This window comes from Myxococcota bacterium (genome assembly GCA_035498015.1).
Classification (GTDB): domain Bacteria; phylum Myxococcota_A; class UBA9160; order SZUA-336; family SZUA-336; genus VGRW01.
The window spans coordinates 1-23240 of the sequence record DATKAO010000125.1 but is presented as its reverse complement, the minus strand read 5'-3'; the positions used below and the strand labels follow the sequence as shown (position 1 = coordinate 23240).

General features: G+C 70.6%; 22 protein-coding genes. 11 read left to right on the top strand and 11 right to left on the bottom strand.

The genetic code is table 11. The annotated features are described in order from the left end of the window. The 6 genes from lpxC to VMR86_11315 form a co-directional block, all read right to left on the bottom strand. Positions 1-759, bottom strand: a 759-nt coding sequence (gene lpxC / locus VMR86_11340) for a UDP-3-O-acyl-N-acetylglucosamine deacetylase (protein HTO07633.1), incomplete at its 3' end; no start/stop codon positions are given. A 340-nt stretch (positions 760-1099) separates the two neighbouring features. Then, positions 1100-3742 carry a protein kinase gene (locus tag VMR86_11335; GenBank protein HTO07632.1) on the bottom strand — a complete coding sequence of 881 codons (2643 nt, stop codon included), beginning with the start codon at positions 3740-3742 and terminating at the stop codon, positions 1100-1102. Positions 3743-3836: 94 nt separating this feature from the next. Continuing rightward, positions 3837-4859 (bottom strand): Holliday junction branch migration DNA helicase RuvB, encoded by a 1023-nt coding sequence (gene ruvB, locus VMR86_11330; protein ID HTO07631.1) that lies wholly within the window; start codon positions 4857-4859, stop codon positions 3837-3839. Positions 4860-4875: 16 nt separating this feature from the next. Further along, positions 4876-5466 carry a Holliday junction branch migration protein RuvA gene (gene ruvA / locus VMR86_11325; protein HTO07630.1) on the bottom strand — a complete coding sequence of 197 codons (591 nt, stop codon included), beginning with the start codon at positions 5464-5466 and terminating at the stop codon, positions 4876-4878. After that, positions 5463-5966, bottom strand: coding sequence for a crossover junction endodeoxyribonuclease RuvC (gene ruvC / locus VMR86_11320; GenBank protein ID HTO07629.1), 504 nt, complete (start codon positions 5964-5966; stop codon positions 5463-5465). The genes ruvA and ruvC overlap by 4 nt, the downstream gene beginning before the upstream one ends. Before the next feature lie 35 nt (positions 5967-6001). Continuing rightward, positions 6002-6760 (bottom strand): YebC/PmpR family DNA-binding transcriptional regulator, encoded by a 759-nt coding sequence (locus tag VMR86_11315; protein ID HTO07628.1) that lies wholly within the window; start codon positions 6758-6760, stop codon positions 6002-6004. Between the two features lie 116 nt (positions 6761-6876). Between VMR86_11315 and VMR86_11310 the strand changes: the two genes are divergently transcribed. The 5 genes from VMR86_11310 (at position 6877) to VMR86_11290 (ending at position 12424) form a co-directional block, all read left to right on the top strand. Beyond that, positions 6877-8751 carry an Hsp70 family protein gene (locus tag VMR86_11310; GenBank protein ID HTO07627.1) on the top strand — a complete coding sequence of 625 codons (1875 nt, stop codon included), beginning with the start codon at positions 6877-6879 and terminating at the stop codon, positions 8749-8751. 17 nt (positions 8752-8768) lie between these two features. Beyond that, on the top strand, positions 8769-9317 hold the full coding sequence (locus VMR86_11305) for a DnaJ domain-containing protein (protein HTO07626.1): 549 nt from the start codon (positions 8769-8771) through the stop codon (positions 9315-9317). 69 nt (positions 9318-9386) lie between these two features. Next, a complete protein-coding gene (locus VMR86_11300) occupies positions 9387-9821 on the top strand; it encodes a Zn-ribbon domain-containing OB-fold protein (protein ID HTO07625.1) in 435 nt (144 codons plus the stop codon). A gap of 13 nt (positions 9822-9834) precedes the next feature. After that, complete coding sequence (locus VMR86_11295; GenBank protein HTO07624.1) at positions 9835-10983, top strand: thiolase family protein; 1149 nt, start codon at positions 9835-9837, stop codon at positions 10981-10983. A gap of 34 nt (positions 10984-11017) precedes the next feature. Next, on the top strand, positions 11018-12424 hold the full coding sequence (locus tag VMR86_11290) for an aldehyde dehydrogenase family protein (GenBank protein HTO07623.1): 1407 nt from the start codon (positions 11018-11020) through the stop codon (positions 12422-12424). 146 nt (positions 12425-12570) lie between these two features. Here the strand turns inward: VMR86_11290 and VMR86_11285 are convergent, their stop codons facing one another. After that, on the bottom strand, positions 12571-13725 hold the full coding sequence (locus VMR86_11285) for a serine hydrolase domain-containing protein (protein ID HTO07622.1): 1155 nt from the start codon (positions 13723-13725) through the stop codon (positions 12571-12573). A 106-nt stretch (positions 13726-13831) separates the two neighbouring features. On the opposite strand from VMR86_11285, the gene VMR86_11280 reads away from it, so the two are divergent. Further along, positions 13832-14554 (top strand): MerR family transcriptional regulator, encoded by a 723-nt coding sequence (locus tag VMR86_11280; protein HTO07621.1) that lies wholly within the window; start codon positions 13832-13834, stop codon positions 14552-14554. Here the strand turns inward: VMR86_11280 and VMR86_11275 are convergent. Beyond that, positions 14551-14988, bottom strand: a complete 438-nt coding sequence (locus VMR86_11275; protein ID HTO07620.1) for an SUF system NifU family Fe-S cluster assembly protein — start codon at positions 14986-14988, stop codon at positions 14551-14553. The genes VMR86_11280 and VMR86_11275 overlap by 4 nt on opposite strands. Beyond that, positions 14976-15848, bottom strand: a complete 873-nt coding sequence (locus VMR86_11270; GenBank protein ID HTO07619.1) for an XdhC family protein — start codon at positions 15846-15848, stop codon at positions 14976-14978. Before VMR86_11270 ends, VMR86_11275 begins: the two co-directional genes overlap by 13 nt. An 85-nt stretch (positions 15849-15933) precedes the next feature. On the opposite strand from VMR86_11270, the gene VMR86_11265 reads away from it, so the two are divergent. The 5 genes from VMR86_11265 to VMR86_11245 are packed head-to-tail and all read left to right on the top strand — an operon-like array spanning position 15934 to position 21996. Next, positions 15934-17847 carry a multiheme c-type cytochrome gene (locus tag VMR86_11265; protein ID HTO07618.1) on the top strand — a complete coding sequence of 638 codons (1914 nt, stop codon included), beginning with the start codon at positions 15934-15936 and terminating at the stop codon, positions 17845-17847. After that, the gene (locus VMR86_11260) at positions 17844-18641 is read left to right on the top strand and encodes a uracil-DNA glycosylase (protein HTO07617.1); all 798 of its coding nucleotides are present in this window, start codon (positions 17844-17846) and stop codon (positions 18639-18641) included. Before VMR86_11265 ends, VMR86_11260 begins: the two co-directional genes overlap by 4 nt. Beyond that, positions 18616-19929, top strand: a complete 1314-nt coding sequence (locus VMR86_11255) for a neutral/alkaline non-lysosomal ceramidase N-terminal domain-containing protein (GenBank protein ID HTO07616.1) — start codon at positions 18616-18618, stop codon at positions 19927-19929. Before VMR86_11260 ends, VMR86_11255 begins: the two co-directional genes overlap by 26 nt. Further along, positions 19926-20735, top strand: a complete 810-nt coding sequence (aroE, locus tag VMR86_11250; GenBank protein HTO07615.1) for a shikimate dehydrogenase — start codon at positions 19926-19928, stop codon at positions 20733-20735. Before VMR86_11255 ends, aroE begins: the two co-directional genes overlap by 4 nt. Next, positions 20728-21996, top strand: a complete 1269-nt coding sequence (locus VMR86_11245) for a Glu/Leu/Phe/Val dehydrogenase (GenBank protein ID HTO07614.1) — start codon at positions 20728-20730, stop codon at positions 21994-21996. Before aroE ends, VMR86_11245 begins: the two co-directional genes overlap by 8 nt. On the opposite strand, the gene VMR86_11240 is transcribed toward VMR86_11245, so the two are convergent. Continuing rightward, entirely contained in the window at positions 21993-23027 is a 1035-nt protein-coding gene (locus tag VMR86_11240; GenBank protein ID HTO07613.1) for a Gfo/Idh/MocA family oxidoreductase, read from the bottom strand. The genes VMR86_11245 and VMR86_11240 overlap by 4 nt on opposite strands. 26 nt (positions 23028-23053) lie before the next feature. Next, positions 23054-23240 (bottom strand): acyl-CoA dehydrogenase family protein (locus tag VMR86_11235; protein HTO07612.1); only part of this gene is annotated, 187 nt, incomplete at its 5' end.

The following is a 23240-nucleotide window of genomic DNA, read 5'->3' as shown; positions in this document are numbered from 1 at the left end:
CGGAACGCCGAGCAGCGCGAGGTCGCCGATCAGGTCGAGGATCTTGTGGCGCGCGAATTCGTCCTTGAAGCGCAGGCCTTCGGGATTCAGCACGCGGTGCTCGTCGAGCACGACCGCGTTCGCGAGCGAGCCGCCGCGGGCCAGGCCGATCGCGCGCAGCTTCTGTGTATCTTTCAGGAAGCCGAACGTGCGCGCCGGCGCGATCTCGCGCGCGAACACTTCGGGCGAGAGCACCAGGCCCTCGACCTGCTGCCGGCCGATCGCCGGGTGGGCGTAGTCGATCTCTACCGAGAGCTTGAACTCGCGCGACGGGACCACGCGCACGTAGCGGTTGCCCTCGCGCACCTCGATCGGGCGGCGGATGACGATGCGGCGGCGCATGCGCGCCTGCGCGCGGATGCCGGCCTGCTGGATCAGGTACACGAACGACGCAGCGCTGCCGTCCATGATCGGAAGCTCGGGGCCGGACACCGAGATCGTGCAGTTGTCGATGCCCATGCCGCGCAGCGCCGAGACCAGGTGCTCGATGGTCGAGAGCTGCGAATCTTCGTTGCCCAGCGTCGTGGCCAGGGTCGTGTCGGTGACCCACTCGGCGCGCGCCGGAAAGCGCACGGGCTGATCGCCGTCGGTGCGCTCGAACAAGAGCCCGGTGCCCGCGGCAGCCGGCTTCAGCACCAGGTCGACGGGCTCCCCACTGTGCAGACCAATGCCGGTACAGTGGACCGTCGTCGCGATCGTCTGCTCAACGCCCCTCAGCAAGGCGCCCCCCCACGCATTCGCCGAATCGCCATGGAACTGTGATCCCCCCCACAGGCACTCGGGTCATGAGCAACCTGCATGCCAAATGCGTGGCTGATGAGGGACATATCGGTCGAAATCCCGAAGCTCTGGATTCGACTTGTGATTTGGCACACATCGACCGTCTACGCGCCGCGGGGCTTCGCCCGCATGAGTCGGCAACCGTGAGAAATGGAGTGACGTTTCCATTACGCCGTGACCAATTCATCACTGCAGGCGTTCGCGCGCGTACGCGAGCGATTCCAGGCGCTCCGCCGGCATTGGAACGGAGCCGGGCCCGGGAAGCGCGGCTAACTGCAGCCTAGCTGGGCGGATTCCGGCCGCTCTGGCGGTCGAGCTCGTCGAGGAGCTCCTTGGCGGACTGGAAGCGCTCCGCGGGGGCCTTCTGCAGGCAGCGCAGGATGATGGTCGCCAGGCCCTCCGGGATCTCGGGCTTGATCGTGCGCGGATCCGGCGGGGCGGTGTGGACGTGGTGGTACGGGACGTTGCCCTTCTGGAACGGCAGCTCGCCGGTCGCGAGCTCGAACAGGGTGACGCCGAGCGAGTAGAGGTCGGTGCGGTGGTCCACGTCGCGGCCCAGTGTCTGCTCGGGCGACATATAGAAAGGGGTGCCCGAGATCATGGTGGTGGCGTTGCGGACCTCTTCCATCAGCTTGGCGAGGCCGAAGTCCATGATCTTCACGTGCTTCTCGGTGGTCCACATCGTGTTCGCGGTCTTGATGTCGCGGTGCACGACCTTGCGCCCGTGCGCGTACTGCAGCGCCGAGGCCATCTGGCGCAGGATGTACACCGCCGCATTGGCGGACACGGCGCCGCGCTGGCGCAGGATCTCCTTCAGCGTGGTGCCCTCGACCAGCTCCATGGCCATGTACAGGCCGTGCTCGGACTCACCGGCGTCGTACACGGTCACGATGTTGGGGTGGTTGAGCTGGGCTGCGGCCTTGGCCTCGCGCAGGAAGTTCTTGAGCGCGTTGGCATTGCCGCGCAGCCCCTCGGGCAGGACCTTGTAGGCGACCTCGCGCTCCAGCACCGAGTCACGCGCGAGATACACCACGCCCATGCCGCCGCGGCCCAGCTCGCGCACGATCTCGTAGCGCTTCTGCGTGGACGGAATCACGCCCGGCGTGGTGGCCGGCGGCGCGGTCGGCGCCGTCTCCTCGGGCGCCTTGCCGCGCTGCGCCTTGCAGCGCTCGAGACACGCGGCCACGTCGCGGAAGTGATAGTCGAAGGAGAGAATGCGCTCGTAGATGTCGATCGCGCCCGCCAGGTCGCCCTTGCGCTCCTGCGCGCGCGCCAGCTCGTAGAACGCGTCGACGTTGCTGCGGCTCACGGTCTCGGAGCCCGCGGCCTCTTCGAATTTCTTGACCGAGAGACTGTGCTGGCCCTTCTCCTGGAACATGCGGCCCAGGATCGAGCAGGCCTCGCCGTAGCGTGAGTCCTCGGGAGTGATCTGCTGCAGCATGCGGATCGCCGCATCGCCCTGGTTCAGCTCGGCGAAGATCTTGCCCGCCTCGAAGGCATCGCCCGCCTTCTCGAGCATCTCGGCCTGCTTGTCCTTCTTGCCCGCCAGGCCGTAGCAGGTCGCGGCGTCGGCGTACTTCTGGCACTGCGCGTAGGCGTCGGCGGCGGGCTCGAGCTCGCCCGCGGCGCGGTAGGCCTCGGCCGATGCGGGATAGTCCGCGGCGGCGAAATACTCGCGGCCCGCGTCGCCGAAGCGCGCGAGCTTGCGGTACAGGTCACCGGAGGCGCCGTGCTCGCCTGCCTTGACCAGATACTCGACGGCCTCGGCGTCCTTGCCCTGGTCGCGCAGATACTCGCCCATGAGACGCGCGGCGCCGATCTCGTCGCCCAGGCGCTCGAGCGCCTTCGACGCCAGGTCGCCGCGGCGCACGCGCAGGAACAGCTCGGCCGAGCGTTTGTAGTTGCCGGTCTGGAAGGCGATCTTGGCCGCGGGCCCGAACGACTCCGAGCGCACCAAAAGGCTCTCCGCCTCCTCGAAGCGGTCCAGCTTGGAGAGGATCTCGGCCGCCTTCTTGGCGATGCCCTTCATCTCCTTGGCCTTCTGGTCGCTCTTCGCGCCGGCCACGCCGCCCTCGTCGTTGAAGGCCTGGACCAGTGACTCGGCCGCGGCCGCCTCCGCGCCGGCTTTGATGAAGGCCTGCGCGGCGTGCCGGTGGAAGCCGATCTTCTGGTAGCACTTGCCGGCTTCCTTGAAGTTCTCGGCGCGCTCGAACATCTCGCCGGCGACGGAGAACTTGCCGGCCTCGAGATAACACTGAGCGGCGTCCTCGTGCTGGCCGATCTGGGCATAGACTTTGCCGGCCTGCTCGAGCTTGCCCATTTTCTTGTACAGGTCCGCGGCCTCGTCGAAGCGGTTCTGGTCGAAGCGCACCTCGGCGGCGCGGTGCCAGAGCTCGTGGCGCAGGAACAGGTCCGCGGCCTCGTCCTTCATGTTGTGACCGAGGAGATATTCGCCCGCGGCCTCGGCGCCCTTGTCCTCTTCGATCTTGGCCGCCTCCTTGAGATACTTCCGGCCTTCCTTGCTCGACGGCGGGGCGGCCTCCTCCGCGGCCAGCGGGCTCTTCTTCGCGACCGCGCTGGTCTCGGACTTGGCTGCCGCCGCCTCTCTGGCCTTGGCGCCCTTCCTGGACTTCGCGGCCGAGCGGCGGCGCTTGCCGCGCGGCACGAGCGCGTAGAGCAGGAGCAAGGTCCCCGCGCCGCCCAGGCCGGCGAACACCGGCTGCGTGCGCAGTGAGTCGATCTGGCCGGAGAGCGCGTCCGCCACCACCCCCCAGGGGCCGCCGCGCGCGGCCTGGAGCTTGAGCTGTGTCTTCAGCTCGGTCGCGGCCTTGTCGCCGCCGCGCTGCAGAAGCGCGCCGGACACCCCGCCCAGCAACAGGGGGATGGCGAGGAGAAACGCGAGAATCCGCAGGCCCGTGCGCACCTGCTAGAGATCGTCCGGGAGCCGGGTCACGTTGAGTGAGCGGCACCCCGGAGGCGCGCGTGCACGGCGGCGCCGTCACCTGCTGGCGCGCGTGTCACAGCAGCCGGTCTTGTCGGTTCGAAGCGCCGCGCGACTCTGCGGCGGGCGTCACGCCGAAGTGGCGGTACGCGCGCTCCGTCGCCACGCGGCCGCGCGGCGTGCGGTCGAGGTAGCCCTCCTGGATCAGGAACGGCTCGTAGATGTCCTCGATCGTGCCGCGGTCCTCGCCGATCGCAGCGGCCAGCGCGTCGAGCCCGACCGGGCCACCGCCGTACTTCTCGATCAGCGCGCGCAGGAGCTGCCGGTCCATGCGGTCGAAGCCGGCCTCGTCGACCTCGAGCCGCCCGAGCGCGAAACGCGCCAGCGCGTGGCTCACCTCGCGCGCGCCGTCGACCTCGGCGAAGTCGCGCACGCGCCGCAAGAGCCGGTTGGCGATGCGCGGCGTGCCGCGCGAGCGGGTCGCGATCTCGTGCGCGCCTTCCGGCGAGAGCGCGATCCCGAGGATGCGCGCGCTGCGCGCGAGGATGCGCTCGAGGTCCGCCGCGGGGTAGTAGTCGAGCCGCGCGATCACGCCGAAGCGGTCGCGCAGCGGCGAAGTGAGCAGCCCCGCGCGCGTGGTCGCGCCGATCAGCGTGAAGCGCGGCAGGTCGATCTTCACGGTCTGCGCGCTCGGGCCCTGCCCGATCACCAGGTCGAGCTTCCCGTCCTCCATCGCGGGATACAGGATCTCCTCGACGGCGGGACTCAGCCGGTGGATCTCGTCGATGAACAAGACGCCGTCCGGCTCGAGGTTGGTGAGGATCGCCGCCAGATCGCCGGCGCGCTCGATCACCGGGCCCGCAGTGACTCGCAGGCCCGCGCCCATCTCGCGCGCGATCACGTGCGCAAGCGCCGTCTTGCCCAGTCCGGGCGGGCCGTAGAACAGCACGTGGTCGAGCGGCTCGCCGCGCTCGCGCGCGGCGCGGATGAACACGCGCAGGTTCTCGCGCAGCGCGTCCTGGCCCACGAACTCATCGAGCGAGCCGGGGCGGAGCTTCTCCTCGACCCGGCGCTCCTGGTCGAATGACTCGCCGCGCAGCGGCTCGTCCTTGCGCTCAGGCGCTCGCGGCACGCAGGGCCTCCTTGATCAGTGACTCGAGACCCGGGGCGTCGGGCAGCGCCTCGAACGCGCGCCGCACGGCCTTCTCGGCGTGGGCGCGAGGGTAACCCAGGTTCACGAGCGCGCTCTCTGCCGCGGCTGCGGCGTCGTCGAGCGGCGCGCGCGCCGGGGTGGCGGTCTCCAGGCCCGCGACCTTGTCGCGCAGCTCGACCACCATGCGCTCGGCGGTCTTCTTGCCGACGCCCGGAATGCCCACCAGCGCCGCCAGGTTGCCCGAGCGCAGCGCCGCGATCAGCTTGTCCGCCGGCAGGCCCGACAGGATCGCCAGCGCGAGCTTCGGTCCCACTCCGCTCGCGCCCAAAAGCAGCCGGAACAAGGTGCGCTCGAGCTCGGTCGCGAAGCCGTACAAGAGGAACGCGTCCTCGCGCACGTGGGTGTGCACGCGCAGCCGCACGGTCTTCCCCTCGTCGGGCAGATCGAAGAAAGTGGAGAGCGGCACGCGCAGCTCGTAGCCGACGCCGTGCACGTCGAGCACCACGGCCTCTGGGCTCTTCTCGACCAGGACGCCCTCGATGCGCGCGATCACGAGAGGTCCGATGGTCGCGTGGGCACCCTACCCACGCTCCGGCGAGAGAGACCGTGACACAGCGCCACGGCGAGCGCGTCGGCTTCGTCGGCGGGCGGCGGGGCAGTCAGTCCCAGCAGCCGCTGCACCATGCGCGCGACCTGCGTCTTCTCGGCGCGGCCGAAGCCGGTGACCGCCAGCTTCACCTGCGACGGGCTGTACTCGCCGGTGGACAGCCCGGCCGTCGCGCAGGCCGCGAGCGCCACTCCGCGGGCGTGACCGAGCACGAGCGCCGAGCGCGCGCTCTTGGCGGAGAACACCGACTCCAGCGCCGCGACCTCGGGCGCCAGCTCGCCGATCAGCCGCGCGAGCTCGCGCTGCAGCTGCGCCAGACGCACGCCCAGTGAGTCGCCGCGCACGCGGATCGTCCCGCCGCCGAGCCGGCGCAAGCTGCTGCCCTCGATCGACACCACGCCGTAGCCCGTGGCGTTGGAGCCGGGATCAATTCCCAGGATCCGCACTCGACCCCCCGGTCGGTGAATGACCGGAGGTGAGTCTACCCGTCGCCCTTGCTCGCCGCGAGCATGTCCTCTTCCGAGATCTCGAAGTTCGAGAACACCTCGGAGACGTCCTCGTGCTCGTCGAGGGCCTCGTAGAGCTTCAGCATCTGCTCCGCGTTCTTGCCCGAGAGCTTCACGGTCGAGCTCGGCACCATGGCGAGCTTGGCGCTCGCGGCGTTGAAGGACTTGGCCTCGAGGGCCTCCTTCACGGCCGCGAACTCGTTGGGAACGGTCTGCACGGTGATCGCGTCCTCGTCCTCCACGACGTCCTTGGCGTTGGCCTCGATCGCGGCCTCCATGAGCGCGTCGGCGTCGAGCCCGGCGCGGTCGAACTCGAGCACGCCCAGGCGCTCGAACATGAACGCGACCGAGTTCGTCGCGCCCAGGTTCCCGGCGAAGCGGCTGAAGATGTGGCGGATCTCGCCGCCGGTGCGATTGCGGTTGTCGGTGGTGGCGTCGACGATCACCGCCACGCCGCCCGGGCCGTAGCCCTCGTAGCGGATCTCTTCGTAGTTCTCGCCGCCGAGCTCGCCCGTCCCCTTCTTGATCGCGCGGTCGATGTTGTCGCGCGGCATGTTGACCGAGCGCGCCTTCTGCACCGCCAGGCGCAGACGGGGATTGGCGTTGGGGTCACCGCCGCCCAGGCCCGCCGCGATCGAGATCTCGCGGATCACCTGCGTGAAGATCTTGCCCCGCTTGGCGTCCGCAGCGCCTTTCTTGCGCTTGATGGTCGCCCACTTCGAGTGACCGGACATGAGAGCCTCCGTGAGGGACCGGGGAGGTAACACCGTGCTCTGACTGGGTCAATCGCTTCAGTCGCCTCGGTCGGCTTGCCGATGAAATGCGCGAAGTCGGCTCGCGGCCGGAGAGTATGAGCAAGGACGTCACGATCGGCATCGATCTCGGAACGAGCAATTCGTGCGTCTGCGCGATGCTCGACGGCAAGCCGACGGTGCTCGGCAACAAGAAGGGCGAGCGCGTGATCGCCTCGGTGGTCGCCTTTCATGAGGGCGGCAAGATCGAGGTCGGCAACGCGGCCAAGCAGCGCATCATCCTCGACCCCAAGCACACGGTCTCGTCGGCCAAGCGCCTGATCGGGCGGTACTTCTTCAGCGAGGAAGTCCGCAAGGCCCGCGCGGTCTGCAAGTACGAGATCGTGCCCGGCGAGAACCACGGGGTGCGGATCAAGATCCGCGAGGAGGAGTTCTCGCTGCCCGAGATCTCCGCCTTCGTGCTTAAGGAGATGAAGGCGATCGCGGAGGGCGCCCTCGGGCGACCCGTCTCGGGCGCCGTCATCACCGTCCCCGCCTACTTCAACGACAACCAGCGGCAGGCGACCAAGGACGCGGGACGGATCGCCGGCCTGGACGTGCTGCGCATCCTGAACGAGCCCACCGCGGCCGCGCTCTCGTACGGCTACGGCAAGGACCTGCGCCAGAAGGTCGCGATCTACGACCTCGGCGGCGGCACCTTCGACGTCTCGATCCTGGAGATCGGGAAGGACGTGTTCGAGGTGCTCGCGACCGCCGGCGACACCTACCTCGGCGGCGACGACTTCGACGACCGCGTGATCGACCTGCTCGCCGACAAGGTGCAGTCCGAGCACGGTGTGAACGTGCGCCCCGATCCCTATGCCTTCGCCAAGCTGCGCATGGCCGCGGAGAGCGCGAAGATCGAGCTCGCCGAGCGCGAAGAGGCGCAGATCTCGATCCCCGACCTCGCCGAGCACGAGGGCAAGCAGATCGGCGTCGAGTACACGCTGACGCGCAAGGACTTCGACAAGCTGATCCGCGACCTGATCCTGCGCACGTTCAAGGTGTGCGACGAGGCGCTCCAGCAGGCCAGCCTCACCACGCGCGACCTGAACGGCGTGATCCTGGTCGGCGGGCCGACCCGGCTGCCCTCGATCCGGAACGCCGTGAAGGAGTATTTCCAGCGCGAGCCGGAGACCGGCATCAATCCCGACGAGGTCGTGGCCATGGGCGCGGCCATCCACGCCGCCTCGCTCGCCGCGCCCGAAGCGGGCAGCTACCTGCTCGACGTCACGCCGCTCACGCTGCGCATGGGCATCGCCGGCGGTCTCTCCGAAGCCATCATCGAGCGCAACAGCCCGGTGCCGATCGACCAGATGCGCGTGTTCACCACGGTGCGCGACCACCAGAAGACGATCGCGGTGCGCATCTACCAGGGTGAGTCGCGCCAGGCCGAGGGCAACACGCTGCTGGGCGAGTTCGAGTTCTCGGGCTTCGCGCCCGGGCCGCGCGGCGAGGTGAAGATCGAAGTCACTTTCTCGATCTCGACCGAAGGCATCGTGAAGGTGCAGGCGCGCGACCCCAAGACGGGCGCCGAAGCCTCGACCACCGTGTCGATGTCGAGCGGCCTGTCCGAGGAGCAGATCCAGGAGATCATGGCCAAGGACCGCACGGCCGACGTCGCGCCGAACGCGGCGCCCGTGGGCCGGTCGCGGCGCGCCGGCGGCAACGAGCCGCTCCCGGTCGCGGAGCTCGAAGAGGCCGACGACGGCCTGCTCGACCTGCCCGCGCTCGAGGCAGACGTGCAGGACATGCTCGACAAGCCCGACGCGGAGCAGCCGCTCTTCGGCAAGGTCGAGGGCGACCTCGGCGGCGAGGCGCAGCAGCCGATCCGGCCCCACACCGAGCTCGGCGGCGGCGCGCGCGAGATCGAGCTCGAAGAGGCCGAGATCGAGCCCGATGGCGACGACGACCAGGTCCTGGGCGACGACTGACGTCGGGCGGGTGTGAAGTGACTCAGTCGGACACCAACCTGCAAGAGATCAAGGCGCTGGCGCGCGTGATCGACCGCGTCGACTACTACCGCCTGCTGAAGCTCGAGCCCGGCGCCACCTCCGAGGCGCTGCGCAGCGCCTACCACGACGCGCGCCGCCGCTTCCACCCCGACGCCTATCTCGCGCAATCCGACGACGTGCGCGACGCCGTGGACGTGATCGCGCGCCGCATCACCGAGGGCTACCTGGTGCTGCGCGACCGCACGCGCCGCGCGGCCTACGACTCGGCGCTCTCCAGCGGCCAGGTCCGCTACAACCCCGAGCTCGAGCAGGAGAAGAAGGTCGAAGCCGATGCCGCGCGCGGCACCACGCCCAACGGCAAGCGCTACTACACCCTGCATCTCGAGGCGGAGCGCGCCGGCGACGCCGTGAAGGCGCACGCCAACCTGAAGACCGCCCTCACCTTCGAGCCCAAGAACGCCGCGTTCAAGGCCAAGCTCGAGGCGCTCGAGGCCGAGCTCAAAGCGCAGCGCAAGAAGAGCCCCGGCCACCAGATCGGCCGCTGACCCTCGTTTGACCCGCCCGTTCCGGGTAGCGCAGAATCGCTGCGGGTTTTCCTCGACGAGGTGCGCGCCATGGCTGAAGTCCAGGCGGCTCAGAAGAAGCCGCTTCCAGTAGTTCCATTTCTGAAGATTCCCGAGCAGGGTGATCCCTATCTCGAGGGCTCGCGCTGCAGCGCGTGCAAGTCGATCTTTCTCGGCTCGCGCGACGTGTGCGCCAAGTGCGGCGCCCGCAAGCAGCTCGAGCCGACGCGGCTCGCCAACAAGGGCGAGCTGTACGTGTACTCGATCACCCACCGGTCGTTCCCCGGCATCGAGACGCCGTACGTGTCGGCGGTGGTGGACCTCGACGGCGGCGGCACCGTGAAGGGCAACCTGATCGGCATCGAGCCCGACCCCAAGCAGATCAAGATGGGGATGAGGGTCGATGTCGTGTACAAGATCGCCCCTCGCAAGGACCGCGAGGGCAACGAGTATCTCACTTACTACTTCCAGCCCGCGAAGAGCTGAGAGGAGTCACTCCATGGGCGACGTCTACATTCTCGGCACCGACATGATCAAGTTCGGGAAGTTCCCGGACCGCAGCGTTCCGCAGATCGGCGCCGAGGCGGCGCTGATGGCGCTCGACGACGCGGGACTCACGATCCACGACATGGAGGCGCTGTACTGCGGCAACCTGATGCAGTCCAACGCCATGGTCGGCCAGCGCATCCTGCAGCAGATCGGCCAGACCGGCATTCCCGTCGTGAACTGCGCCAACGCCTGCGCCACGGGCGCAACCGCGTTCCGCGAGGGCTGGACCGCGATCAAGGCCGGACTCTACGACCTGGTGCTGTGTGTCGGTGTGGAGCAGATGGCCGGCGCCGGCCTCCTGGGCGGCGGCGGCGGCGGCAAGGGCATCCCGACCGAGGGTCTGCTCGGCTCGGGCACCATGCCCGCGGTGTTCGCCGAGGCCGGCATGGAGCACGCGCGCAAGTACGGCACCACCTTCGAGCAGTTCGCCAAGGTCAGCGTCAAGAATCACTGGCACTCGACCATGAACCCCAAGGCGCGATACCAGATCGAGACACCGCTCGAAGAGGTCATGAACGCCGAGATGATCTCGTACCCGAACACCAAGCTCATGTGCTCGGTGAACGTGGACGGCTCGGCCGCGGCGGTGCTCGCGTCGGAGAAGAAGGCGCGCGAGCTCGGGCTGAAGCGCGCGGTGCGCGTGAAGGCGTCGGTGCTCACCAGCGACCGCTTCACGCAGCGCGATCTCACCATGCCCGACGTCAACACCTGCACGCGCGAGGCGGCGAAGAAGGCCTACGAGATGGCCGGCGTCGGCCCCGACGACATCAACCTGATCGAGCTGCACGACTGCTTCGCGACCGCCGAGATCCTGCACTACGAGAACCTCGGCATCTGCAAGGACGGCGAGGCCGGCCGCATGATCGACGAGAAGCAGGTCTATCTCGGCGGGCGCATCCCGGTGAACGTTTCGGGCGGGCTTCTGTCCAAGGGACATCCGCTCGGCGCGACCGGGATCGCCAACATCTACGAAGTCACCACGCACCTGCGTGGCGAGGCCGGCAAGCGCCAGGTGCCGAACGCGCGCTTCGGGCTCACCCACGTGATCGGGCTGGGCTCGGCGTGCGGCGTGCACATCCTCGAGAAGGTCGCGAGCTGAACCATCCACCGACCATTGCTGAAGGAGACACTCTGTGAGTGACTACACGATGACGATCGACGGCAAGGCCGAGGCCGCCAAGGGCACCTTCGGCGTGATCAATCCTGCCACCGAGCAGGTGTTCGCGCAGCCGCCCGAGTGCACGAAGGCGCAGCTCGACTCCGCCATGGAGTCGGCGCAGAACGCCTTCCGCGCCTGGCGCAAGGACGAGGCCAAGCGCCGCCAGACGCTGCTCGACATCGGCGCGGCGATCCAGGCCCGCGGCGGCGAGATCGCGCCGCTCCTGACTCAGGAGCAGGGCAAGCCCGTCGACAAGGCGATGCAGGAAGTGTTCGGGGCCGCGATCTGGTTCCAGTACACGGCGTCGCTGCAGATCCCGATCGAGACCATCCAGGACGACGCGACCCGCCGCATCGAGATCCACCGCCGTCCGCTGGGCGTCGTGGCGGCGATCACGCCCTGGAACTTCCCGCTCATGCTCGCGGTGTGGAAGATCGCGCCGGCGCTGCTGGCCGGAAACACGGTCGTGATCAAGCCCTCGCCCTACACGCCACTCACCACGCTGAAGCTCGGCGAGATCCTGCGCAGCGTGGTGCCGCCGGGCGTCGTGAACGTGGTCTCGGGCGGCAACGACCTGGGCGGCTGGATGACGGCGCACCCCGTGCCGCGCAAGGTGTCGTTCACCGGCTCGGTCGCGACGGGCAAGAAGGTGAACACGGCCGCGGCGCCCGACCTGAAGCGCGTCACGCTCGAGCTCGGCGGCAACGACGCCGCGATCCTGCTCGGCGACATCGACGTGAAGGCGACCGCGCAGAAGGTGTTCTGGGGCGCGTTCGAGAACTCGGGCCAGATCTGCAGCGCGATCAAGCGCGTGTACGTGCCCGAGAAGCTCTACAGCTCGGTCGTCAGTGAGCTGCAGGAGATCGCGAAGACGGTGAAGGTCGGAAACGGCCTCGAGGCCGGCACGCAGCTCGGCCCGCTCAACAACAAGATGCAGTACGACAAGGTCCGCGAGATGATCGACGACGCCAAGAAGCACGGCGCCAAGGTCGTCACCGGCGGACAGCAGCTGTCGAGCAAGGGCTACTTCATCGCCCCGACCATCGTGTCCGAGATCTCGGACGGCGTGCGGCTCGTGGACGAGGAGCAGTTCGGCCCGGCGCTGCCGATCGTGCCGTACCGCAACGTGGAAGACGCGGTCGAGCGCGCGAACGCGACTCACTATGGGCTCTCGGGCTCGGTGTGGTCGTCGGATCCCGAGAAGGCGGCCGCGGTGGCCCGCGAGCTCGAGTGCGGCTCGGCCTGGGTGAACCAGCACCTGGCGATCGCGCCGAACCTGCCGTTCGGCGGCGCCAAGTGGTCGGGCATCGGCGTCGAGAACGGGCCATGGGGCCTGCTCGGCTTCACCGAGATCCAGGTGGTGAACGTCGCGAAGGCCTGAAACGGCCTCCGAGGACGGCGTCGACTGACGCGGCCCGGCGCTTCTGCGCCGGGCCGTTTCGTTTCGGAGTCGTGCGGCGCGAGACGAGCGCGTAGACCGCTGGCAGCGCGGTCCAGACCGCGAGATTCACTAGCGGCGCAGGCGGATCATGCGGCGGCGTAGAAGGCGTCGATCAGCGCGCTGGCGCGCGGGTCGACAGTGAGGCTCGAGCCCATGCGGTTGGTCACGTAGCCGAAGCCCACGCGCGCGGCCGGGTCGGCGAAGCCCAGGCTGCCGCCCGCGCCGGGGTGACCGAAGGCGCCCGGGTTCGGGCCGAGCTCGCAGCCCGAGACACCGGGCTGGTTGAGCCAGTAGCCGAGCCCGAGCCGCACGGGCATCCCGAGCAGCGCGCAGGTGCCCTGCGCCTGGAGCGAGCGGGCGCGCTCGACGCCTTCGGCGGAGAGCACGCGCACGCCGTCGAGCTCGCCGCCGCGCGCGAGCGCCCCGTACACGCGCGCGAGCGCGGCGGCGCTGCCGTGACCGTTCAGCGCCGGGATCTCGGCGCGCCGGTGCGCCGGTGCGTTGTGGTCACCGGTGCCCGCGGGGTTCACGAACGCCAGCAAGACCAGCGGGGGCTCACCGGCGGCTGCGCCCGCGAACGCGTCGGCGAGCTCGGGCGGCGGCACGAGCTGCGTGATGTCGGCGGCGCGCTTCTCCTCGCCCGGCCCCAGCCCGATGTGGAAGTCGACACCGAGCGGTGTCGCGACCTCCTCGCGGAAGAAGCGCCCGAGGCTGCGCCCGTCGATCCGGCGCACCAGCTCGCCGACCAGCCAGCCGAAGGTCACCGGGTGGTAGCCGAGCACGCCCGGCGGAAGCACCGGCGCCGCCTCGGCCAGCGCCGCGCACATGGCCTGCCAGTCGTAGAGTGACTCGGGTGGGAGCGGCGCGCGCAGCGCCTGCAGGCCGGCCTGGTGCGAGAGCAGCCAGCGCACGGGAATGGCGCCCTTGCCTGCCTGGGCGAACTCCGGCCAGTATCTCGCCACGGGCGCGTCGAGCTCGAGCGCGCCGCGGTCGACCAGCCGGTGCGCGCACAGTGCGGTCATGCCCTTCGTGACCGAGTACACGTGGACGATCGTGTCGCGCGTCCAGGGCCGCGCGCGGGCGGGATCGGCGAAGCCGGCGAACAGGTCGACCACGGGCTCGCCGTCGACCGTGACCGCGACGGCCCCGCCGATCTCCGCGCCGCTCGCGAGCTGCGCGGCGAACACGTCCTTCAGCTTGCCGTAGCGCGGGTGCACCCGGCCCTCGATCTCGACCTTCACGACTGCCTCATCTCGCGCGCCCTCCGCGACTCCGTATACTGGATAGATCTAATATCCATAATCGGATACTAGACATGTCTACATTCCAACGTCAACCTGTTCCGGAATGCGAATCGCCGAGCTCAGCCAACGCGCGGGGGTGCCGCGCTCCACGATCAAGTTCTACATCCGCGAAGGCCTGCTCGCGCCGGGCGCCGTGCATGCGCGCAACCAGGCGAGCTACGGCAGCCCGCACCTGGAGCGCCTGGCGCTGATCCGCGCGCTGCGCGAGGTGGCGGGCCTGCCGCTCGACGCCGTCGCGCGCGTCAGCGCGCAGCTCGACCGCGGCTGGGACGGCGACCCGATCGGCGAGGCCATGCGGGCGCTCTACCGCCTGCCCGAGGGCGCCGCCTCGCCGGCCGAGCTCGAGCGAGTCACGCGCGAGGTGCGCGCGTTTCTCGACGCCCTGCCCTGGACCGTCGACGTCGGCCGCGACCACAACGCGCGCGAGATCGCGGCCACGGTCGTCCAGGTGCGCCGCTACCTGTACCCCGACTTCGCCGTCGCCGACCTCGCGAAGTACGCCGAGATCGCCTGGCTGCTCTCGGAGGCGGAGTTCACCAGCGCCCCCGAAGGCCCGGGTGTGCCCATCCGCGCCCGCGGTGACGACATCGCCGAGCCGAGCCGGCGCGCGATCCTGGGCACCGTGCTCTTCGACCGGATCTTCGGCTCGCTGCACCGCTGCGCGAACACCATGCGCTCGATCCGTATCTCGACCGGGGCGCGCGTGCCGCCTGCAGCCGTTCGCTCGCGCAAGCGCGCCCCGCGGCGCAAGTCGCGCAAGCGCTAGCGGCTGGCGGCGAGCGCCTCCTCGAGCGCCTCCCAGGCCAGCGTCGCGCAGCGCTGGCGCGAGGGCAGCGTGGCCACGCGTCCGAACGCGCGCAGCCGCGCGTCGAGCCCCTCCGGCGCCGGCTCGCCGCGCACCACCCGGCCGAGTGACTCCGACTGACTGCGCGCGGCCTCGGGCGTGGCGCCCTGCACGAGCTCGGTCATCACGCTGCCCGACGCCACCGCGATCGAGCAGCCGCGCGCGCGCGACGAAACGCGCGCGATGCGCCCGCCGGCCAGCTCGACCTCCACCTGCACCTGGTCGCCGCACACGGGATTGGTGACTCGCGCCGAGCCGCTGGGATGCGCCAGTGCTTCGCGGTTGCGCGGGTGGCGGTAGTGCTCGAGCACGACCTCGCGATACAGCCCGTCTAGTGATCGCTCTAGGTCGGACACTTGGGCGATTCGATCGGCCCTTCGGGCACGTGCACGCCGGCCTCGGTGATCTCGACGCCCTTCACGCGCATCAGGGGCAGGCCCGTGGTCTTGGCGCCGCGCCAGCGCTGCACGATCTCGGACAGGATCGAGAGCGCGATCTCCTGGGGAGTCACCGAGCCCAGGTCGAGCCCGGCCGGCGCCGCCACGCGGCGCAGGAGCTCGAGCGACATGCCGTCTTCGTGCAGCCGCTCGAGCACGAGCGCCGAGCGCTTGCGGCTCGCGACCAGCCCCACGTAGGCGGGTGACTGGCGAAGCACGCGCTGCAACGCCTCGTAGTCACTCTTGTGCTGGGTCGCGATCACGACGTAGGTCTCGCCGTCGCACTCCGCCTTGGCGTAGTCCGGGTCCTCGGTCACGCGCAGGTCCGCCTGCGGGAAGGCCTCGGGCGTGGCCAGCGGATCGTTCACGGTGGTGTGGAAGCCGAGCGCGTGCGCGAACCGCACGAGTGTCTCGGCGATCACGCCGTGACCCAGCACCAGGAGCTTGGGAGCTTGCATCATGGCCTCGATGTAGATCTCCATGTAGCCGCCGCAGGGCATGCCCACGCCGAGCACCTCGTCGTCGAGGTCGAGCCGGATCAGCCGCGAGCCGCGCTCGGCCAGCACCTCGCGCGCCACGTCGCGCACGGTCGATTCGGCACAGCCGCCGCCGATCCAGCCGAACACCGTTCGCCCCTGTGCGTCGATGATCGACTTCGCGCCCGGCTTGGCCGAGGCGCTGCCCTCGATGCGCACCACGGTCGCTACCGCGACGTTCTCGCCGGCATCCAGCCGCGCCGCCAGCGCCCGCACGAACTCCTGAGGCGAAGTCGCCGCCATCACAGGCAGTTTAGACCGGACGAAGCTCGTTCGCCTGCGGCTCGCCGTCCGCTATCCTGCGCCGACCCCGGAAAGCCGAGGCTTGATGCGCACGGATCGGACCTGGACTCACATCGCGGCGAGCGCCGCACTCGCCGCGCTGGCGGTCTCGGCCGTGGCCGTGGCGTGGCTCGGCCCGGCGCCCGCCGACGCGCAGACCCGCGGCGGCCCGAGCGCGCTGCCGCGCTTCGAGGGCCGCACGCTCACGGGCTCGCGGGTCAGCACCGACCTGTTCGCCAAGCGCCGCGGCATCCTGTTCGTGTTCTCGAGCCAGGACCCCGACGCCGACCGCACGGCCAAGATACTCGACGGCCTGCGCGGCCCGGCACAGCGCGCGAACATCGCGCTCCTGGGAGTGACTCGCGACCACGACCTGTTCCTCGCGCAGCACTTCACCAAGCGCTTCGGCTTCGACTTCCCGGTCGTGATCGACTCGGACGGCAGCATCTCGGCCAAGCTGCGCGTGCCGCCCGGCACCTCGGCGCTGATCCTGATCGACTCGCAGGGCGCGATCGGCCAGGCCGTAGCCGGGCTCGCGAACGAGCCCGAGGGAAACGACGTCGCCTACGCCAACATCCTGCGCCAGTCGCTCGACCTGCCCGAGCCGGACAGCGCGGCCACGCCCATCCTCGGCGTGCTGCCCGCCGCCCCGCCCTTCCAGGTGGCGTCGCTCGACGGCGAGAGTCACGTGAAGCTCGCCGACTACTCGGGCAAGGTGCTGGTGTTCCTGTTCTTCCTGCCCACCTGTCCGCACTGCCACGAGATGCTGAAGTTCCTGAACGGGCTCTCGGGCCAGCTCAAGAGCCCCGATCTCGCGATCGTGCCCGTGTCGATCAGCGACAAGCGCTACGTGATCGAAGACATGGCGAGCGAGCTCAAGCTCGGCTTTCCGCCCTACGTCGACGCCGACGGCAAGGCCCAGGCCAGCTACGCGTTCAAGGGCACCGTGCCCGAGGTGTTCGTGATCGACCGCAAGGGCAAGGTGGTAGAGCGCACGGAGGGTGACTCACCGCGCATCGAGGCGCTGCTCACGCTGGCGATCAAGAAGGAGCTCGGGGTCCCGAACCCGATCCTGCTCGAGAAGGCGGCGTACAGCGGCGAGGAGTTCTGCTCGGTCTGTCACCGCGACCAGCACGCGACCTGGCAGCTCACCAAGCATTCGAACGCCTGGGAGACCCTGGTCGAGCACGGCAAGGACCGCGATCCCGACTGCCTGCGCTGCCACACGGTGGGCTTCGGCCAGCCCGGCGGCTTCGACACGACCAAGCGCCAGGAGCACCTGCGCGGGGTGCAGTGCGAGAACTGTCATGGGCGCGGCGGACCGCACCAGTCACCCGAGTTCGCCAAGGCCGGCTTCGAGCCGGTGTGTCTGGGCTGTCACGACCCGCAGCACTCGCTGCGCTTCGTGTTCGCCGAGCGCCTGCCGCTCGTGTCGCACGCCGCGACCATGGCCTCGCTCGCGAACATGTCGGTCGACGAGCGGCGCGCGCTGGCCGAGAAGCGCGCCAAACGCGAGCGCACGCTGTTCGACCCCGGCGAGTTCGTCGGCTCCGCGTCGTGCGCCGAGTGCCACGCGAAGGAGCATGCGCTCTGGTCGGGCTCGGCCCACGCCCAGGCCTTCACCACGCTCGAGCACAAGAACGAGGCGAAGAACGCCGACTGCCTGCGCTGTCACACGACGGGCTTCAAGCAGGCCACGGGCTTCCCGGCGGGCGGGAGCACGCTGGCGGGCGTGGGCTGCGAGAGCTGCCACGGGCCGGGCAAGCGGCACGTGGAGACGAAGGGCAAGGAGTCGGGCACGATCGTGGCGCTCACCGACAAATGCGACACCTGCGCGATCGCGGTGATCTGCGGCTCGTGTCACGACGATGCCAACGACAAGGGCTTCGAGTTCGAGGTGGAAGAGAAGCTCGCGAAGATCAAGCACGGCTTCCGCGAGAAGAAGACGGCGGCGAAGTGACTCCTCCCGACGAACGCACCCGCACCCTGGCGGCGATCCGCGAATCGCTGCGCGACCTGGCCGCGGACGGCATCGATTTCCTGCCGCGCGCGCCGCGCGCGCCTCGGCTCGCCGACCCCGCGCCTGTGGCCGCGCCAGTCCGGCCCGCGCCGGCCGTCACCGGCTTCCGCCCGCGCGTGGCGCCGATCGCCGCGCCCACGCACGTCGGCGGCGCGGCTGCCGCGAAACAGGCGCTGCTCGACGCCGTGCGCGCCGAGATCGGTGACTGCCGCCGCTGCACGCTCTCCGAGAAGCGCGCGCAGATCGTGTTCGGCGAAGGCAACCCCGACGCGCGCGTGGCGTTCGTGGGCGAGGGGCCGGGCGAGGAGGAGGACAAGAGCGGGCGCCCGTTCGTGGGCCGCGCGGGCGAGCTCCTCACCAAGATGATCGAGGCCGTCGGCTGGCGGCGCGAAGACGTCTACATCTGCAACATCGTGAAGTGCCGCCCGCCCGGGAACCGCGACCCGCAGCCCGAGGAGGTGGCGACCTGCCAGCCGTTCCTCCACGCGCAGCTGCGCGCGATCGCGCCCGCGGCGATCGTCACGCTGGGCAAGCCCGCGATCTCGGCGCTGCTCGGGCGCGTGGTCGCGATCACCAAGATCCGCGGCCGCTGGCTCGAGTGGCAGGGCGTGCCGGTCATGCCCACCTATCACCCCGCGTATCTCCTGCGAAACTACACCCGAGAGACTCGCCAGGCGGTCTGGGACGATCTGCGCGCGGTGCGCGAGCGTGTCGACGGCCCGGCGCCGAGCTAGCCGCGGGCGCGCGGCCGCGTGGCTGGCCGCCGTCGCCCTGGCGCTGGCCGCGCCCGCGGCCCACGCGCAGGGGCTGCGCGTGGGCTTCGGCGTGGCGCCGCTGCCTGCCGCGCCCGGTGAGTCGATGGGCGGCTATGGCGGACTGACCACGCGGCGCGCCGACGGCGTGCTCGACCCGCCCGAAGCGCGCGCGCTGGTGTTCGAGCTCGGCGAGCTGCGCGTCGCGCTGATCGCGCTCGACGTGGTGATCGCGCGCCCGGGCCTGCGCGACCTGGTGCTCGAGGCGACTCACTCGCAGGGCATCGGCCTCTTGGCGCTGGTGGCGACCCACACGCACTCGGGCCCCGGCGGGTATCTCCCCGGCTGGCTGCCGTCTCGCATGACGGCGGGCGCCTACGACCCCGAGATGGCCGGCCGCCTGGCGCGCGCGGCGGCGCTGGCCCTCGAGCGCGCGGTCGCCGACCTCGCGCCCGCGCGGCTCGCGAGCGCCGCCTACCCGTTCCAGCTCGCTCGCAACCGCCGCTTCGCCGACGGCCCCTCCGATCACACGCTGGCGCTCCTGCGCGCCGACTTCGACGACGGCCGTCCGCCCGTGCTGCTGTTCGAGTACGGCGCGCACGCGACCCTGCTGTCGGCCGACAACACGAGTCTCTCGGCCGACTGGCCGGGCGCGGCGCGCGCGTCGCTGGGCGAGGCAGGCTGGCGCGCGATCTTCGTGCCGGGGCCGCTCGGCGACCAGGAGCCGGCCGTCGACCTGCCCTTCCTGCCGAGTCACGACCAGGAGATCGCGGCCATGCGCGACTTCGGCCGCAGCTTCGCGCGCGCCGTCGACGAGGACGCGCGCGCGCTCCAGGCCAGCCCGGACCCGACGCCCCGGCTCGCGGCGCTCGAACGCTGGGTCGAGCCGCCGGCGCCGCGCCTGCGCCGCTTCTGCTCGCTCTGGTGGCTCTCGCCCTTCGTCGACTCCACGCTGGCCTCGTTCGTGTCCAAGCGCGTGCCGATCCAGGTCGTGCGCGCCGGCGACGCGGAGCTCCTGGCGGTGCCCGCGGAGCCGAGCGCCGCCGTGGGCGAGGAGCTGCGCAAGCAGGTGCCCTCGGGCCACGTGCGCTTCCTGGTGGCGCACGCCAACGACTGGCTCGGCTACGTGGTCGACGAGCCGACCTATGCGCGCGGCGGCTACGAGGCATGTCTGTGTCTCTTCGGGCCGCAGACCGCGCACTGGCTGGTCGACGTCTCGGCCGAGACACTGCGCCAGCTAGACGCGCGCGACTCCGAGGCGCACCGGTGACGCGCGCGCGCTGCGGGATCATCCTGCACCCGGCGGGTCACACGCTCTCGCCCGTGCTGCACCGGACCGCCTACGCGGCGCTCGGGCTGGACGCGGAGTTCGCCGTCTACGACGTGCCGGCGAGCGGCTTCGCCGAGCGCCTGCGCGAGCTGCGCCGCGCCGGGCTCACGCAGCTCTGCGTCTCGCTGCCCCACAAAGAGGCGGCGCTGCGCGCCGCCGAGCGCGCGTCGGACTCCGCGCGCGCGATGGGCGCGGCGAACACGCTGACCGAGCTGGACGGCGCGCTCGTGGCCGACAACACCGACTGGATCGGAGTGACTCGCGCGCTCGAGCCGCACGGCCCCTGGCCGGGCCGGCGCGCCACGGTGCTGGGCGCCGGCGGCGCGGCGCGCGCGGTGGTGTTCGCGCTCCGCCGGCTCGGGGTCGAGGTGACGCTCGTGAACCGCACGGCCGAGCGCGCAGAGCGCGTGGCGGCCGAGCTGGGCGCGCGCGTCGGCACGCTGGCCGAGCCGTGGGACCTGCTGGTGAACGCCACGTCGGTCGGCATGTCACCGCAGGCCGGCGACACGCCGGCGCCCGCCGAGTCACTGCGCCCGGGCGCGCTGGTGTTCGACACCGTGTACCGCCCGCTCGAGACGCGGCTCTTGCGCGAGGCGCGCGCGCGCGGCTGCCGCGTGCAGGACGGGCTCGAGATGCTCGTGCACCAGGCCGTGGAGCAGATCCGCATCTGGAGCGGCCGGCGCGCCGACGCCGGCGCGCTGCGCCGCGCGGCGCTGGAGGCACTACACTCGGGGCCCCATGACTGAACCCGCACTCGAGTGGGACACGCCCATGTACCGCCTGGCGGTGGCGCAGCTCGACCAGGTCGCCCGTCAGATGAAGCTCGACGACAACATCTGGGAGCGCCTGCGCGTGCCGCAGCGCTCGCTGATCGTGTCGTTCCCGTTCCGCCGCGACGACTACGACACGGTCGACACCGTGTACGGCTACCGCGTGCAGCACGTGCTGACCATGGGTCCGACCAAGGGCGGCGTGCGCTACGACGACGACGTGCACCTCGGCGAGGTCACCGCGCTCGCCATGTGGATGACCTGGAAGTGCGCGCTGATCGGCCTGCCGTTCGGGGGCGCCAAGGGCGGCGTGCGCATCGATCCGACCCGGCTCACTCGCACCGAGCTCCAGCGCATCACACGGCGCTACACGATGGAGATCATCGAGATGATCGGGCCCGACCGGGACATCCCCGCGCCCGACATGGGCACCGACGAGCAGACCATGGCCTGGATGATGGACACCTACTCGGCGCAGAAAGGCTTCGGCGTGCCGGGCGTGGTGACCGGCAAGCCGATCGAGATCGGCGGATCACTGGGCCGGCGCGAGGCGACCGGGCGGGGCGTGGTCACGTGCGTGGCGGAGGCGTGTCACCACTTGCGCATGGAGCTGCGCGGCGCGCGCGTCGCCGTGCAGGGCTACGGCAACGTGGGCTCGAACGCGGCGCGGCTCGCGGCCGCCGCGGGCGCGCGCGTGATCGCGGTGTCGGACGTGAAAGGGGGCATCCACGATCCCAACGGCCTCGACCTGGCCAAGGTCGATGCCTGGGTGAGAGAGCACCAGTATCTCGAGGGCTTACCCGGCGCCGGGTCCGTCAGCAACGCCGAGCTGCTCGAGCTCGACTGCGACATCCTGATCCCGGCCGCGCTGCAGAACCAGATCACCGAGAAGAACGCGGGCGCCGTGCGCGCGAAGCTCCTGGTCGAGGGCGCGAACGGCCCGACCTCGCTCGAGGCCGACGCGATCCTGCGCGAGCGCGGCGTGTTCGTCGTGCCCGACATCCTGGCGAACTCCGGCGGAGTCACCGTCTCGTACTTCGAGTGGGTGCAGGACGCGCAGCAGTTCTTCTGGACCGAAGAGGAGGTGAACGAGCGCCTGCACAAGATCCTGTCGCGCGCGTTCCGCGAGATTCTGCAGTTCTCGCTCGACAAGCAGATCGACCTGCGCAGCGCCTCGCTGTGGCGGGGCGTCGAGCGCGTGGCCTCGGCCAAGCGCAAGCGCGGGGTCTTCCCCTAGACGGGGCTGCGCCAGAGATCGACCGGATGAGTCACTCCGGCCGGCGGCCGGAACGGCAGCGCGACCTCGCGCCCGCCCTGCCCGGCCGAGGCGTAGGCCGCGAGCAGGATCTCGAGCACGGCGCGGCCGTCGGCGCCGGTCTCCTCGCAGGCCGCGCCGCGCGCGGCGGCGAGGAAGTGCTCGAGCTCGCCGAGATAGCCGTGCTCGAGCAAGGGGTCGACCGGCGGGCGAGTCACCGAGCCGCCGGGCTTCACCACGCGCAGGCCCGTCTCGCCCAGGAGGTCGACGAACAGCGTGCCGTCGGCGCCGTGCACCTCGAGCGTGCTCTGCATGCCGCTCTTCACGGCCCACGAGCTCTCCGACACCAGCGTCACGCCGTCGGCCAGCTCGAGCCGCACCTCGGCGTCGTCGTCGAGCCTCGTCTTGTCCGCGTGCAGAGTGGTCGCGAGCCGCGCGGACACCGCGCGCACCACGGGCCGGTCGAACACGAAGCGCAGCGCCTCGATCCCGTGACAGCCCATGTCCATGAGCGCGCCGCCGCCCGCCTCGTTCCGCTCGAAGAACCAGGGCGAGTACGGCCCGCCGTGCTTCTCGACCTGGCGCGCCCACAGCACGCGTCCGACCGCACCCTGGCGCACGAGCTCGCGCGCGCGCCGGTAGAGCGGCGAGAAGCACAGGTTCTCGGCATAGCCCAGAACCCGCCCGCGGCGCGCCGCCGCCGCCACGAGTGAGTCGGCCTCGTCGAGCGCGAGACACAGGGGCTTCTCGACCACCACGTGCTTCCCCGCCTCGAGCGCGGCCAGGGCGTGGGCCGCGTGCAAGCAGTTGGGCGAGTTCACGAACACCAGAGTGACTCGCGGGTCTTGGAGGAGCTCGGGCAGGGCCCCGAATGCGTACGCCCGGGCAGCGGGCTCTCCGGCGCACAGCTTCTGCGCGGCCTCGCGCGTGCGCGAGGCCACGGCCACGACCTCCGCGCCGCCCGCGCGCGCCAGCGCCGCGACGTAGACGCGCGAGATCCAGCCCGCACCCAGAAGAGCGACCCCGAGGCGCTCTGCGCTCAGAGCTTCAGCAGCTGGGCGACCCGCTCGCGGTGCTCCGAGGGGTCGCCGTAGGTGACTTCCAGCGCCTTGGCGCGCTTGAAGTACAGGTGGCAGTCGTACTCCCAGGTGAAGCCGACGCCGCCGTGAATCTGGATGTTCTCGGCGGACGTAGCACGGTAGGCGTCGGCCGTATACGCCTTCGCC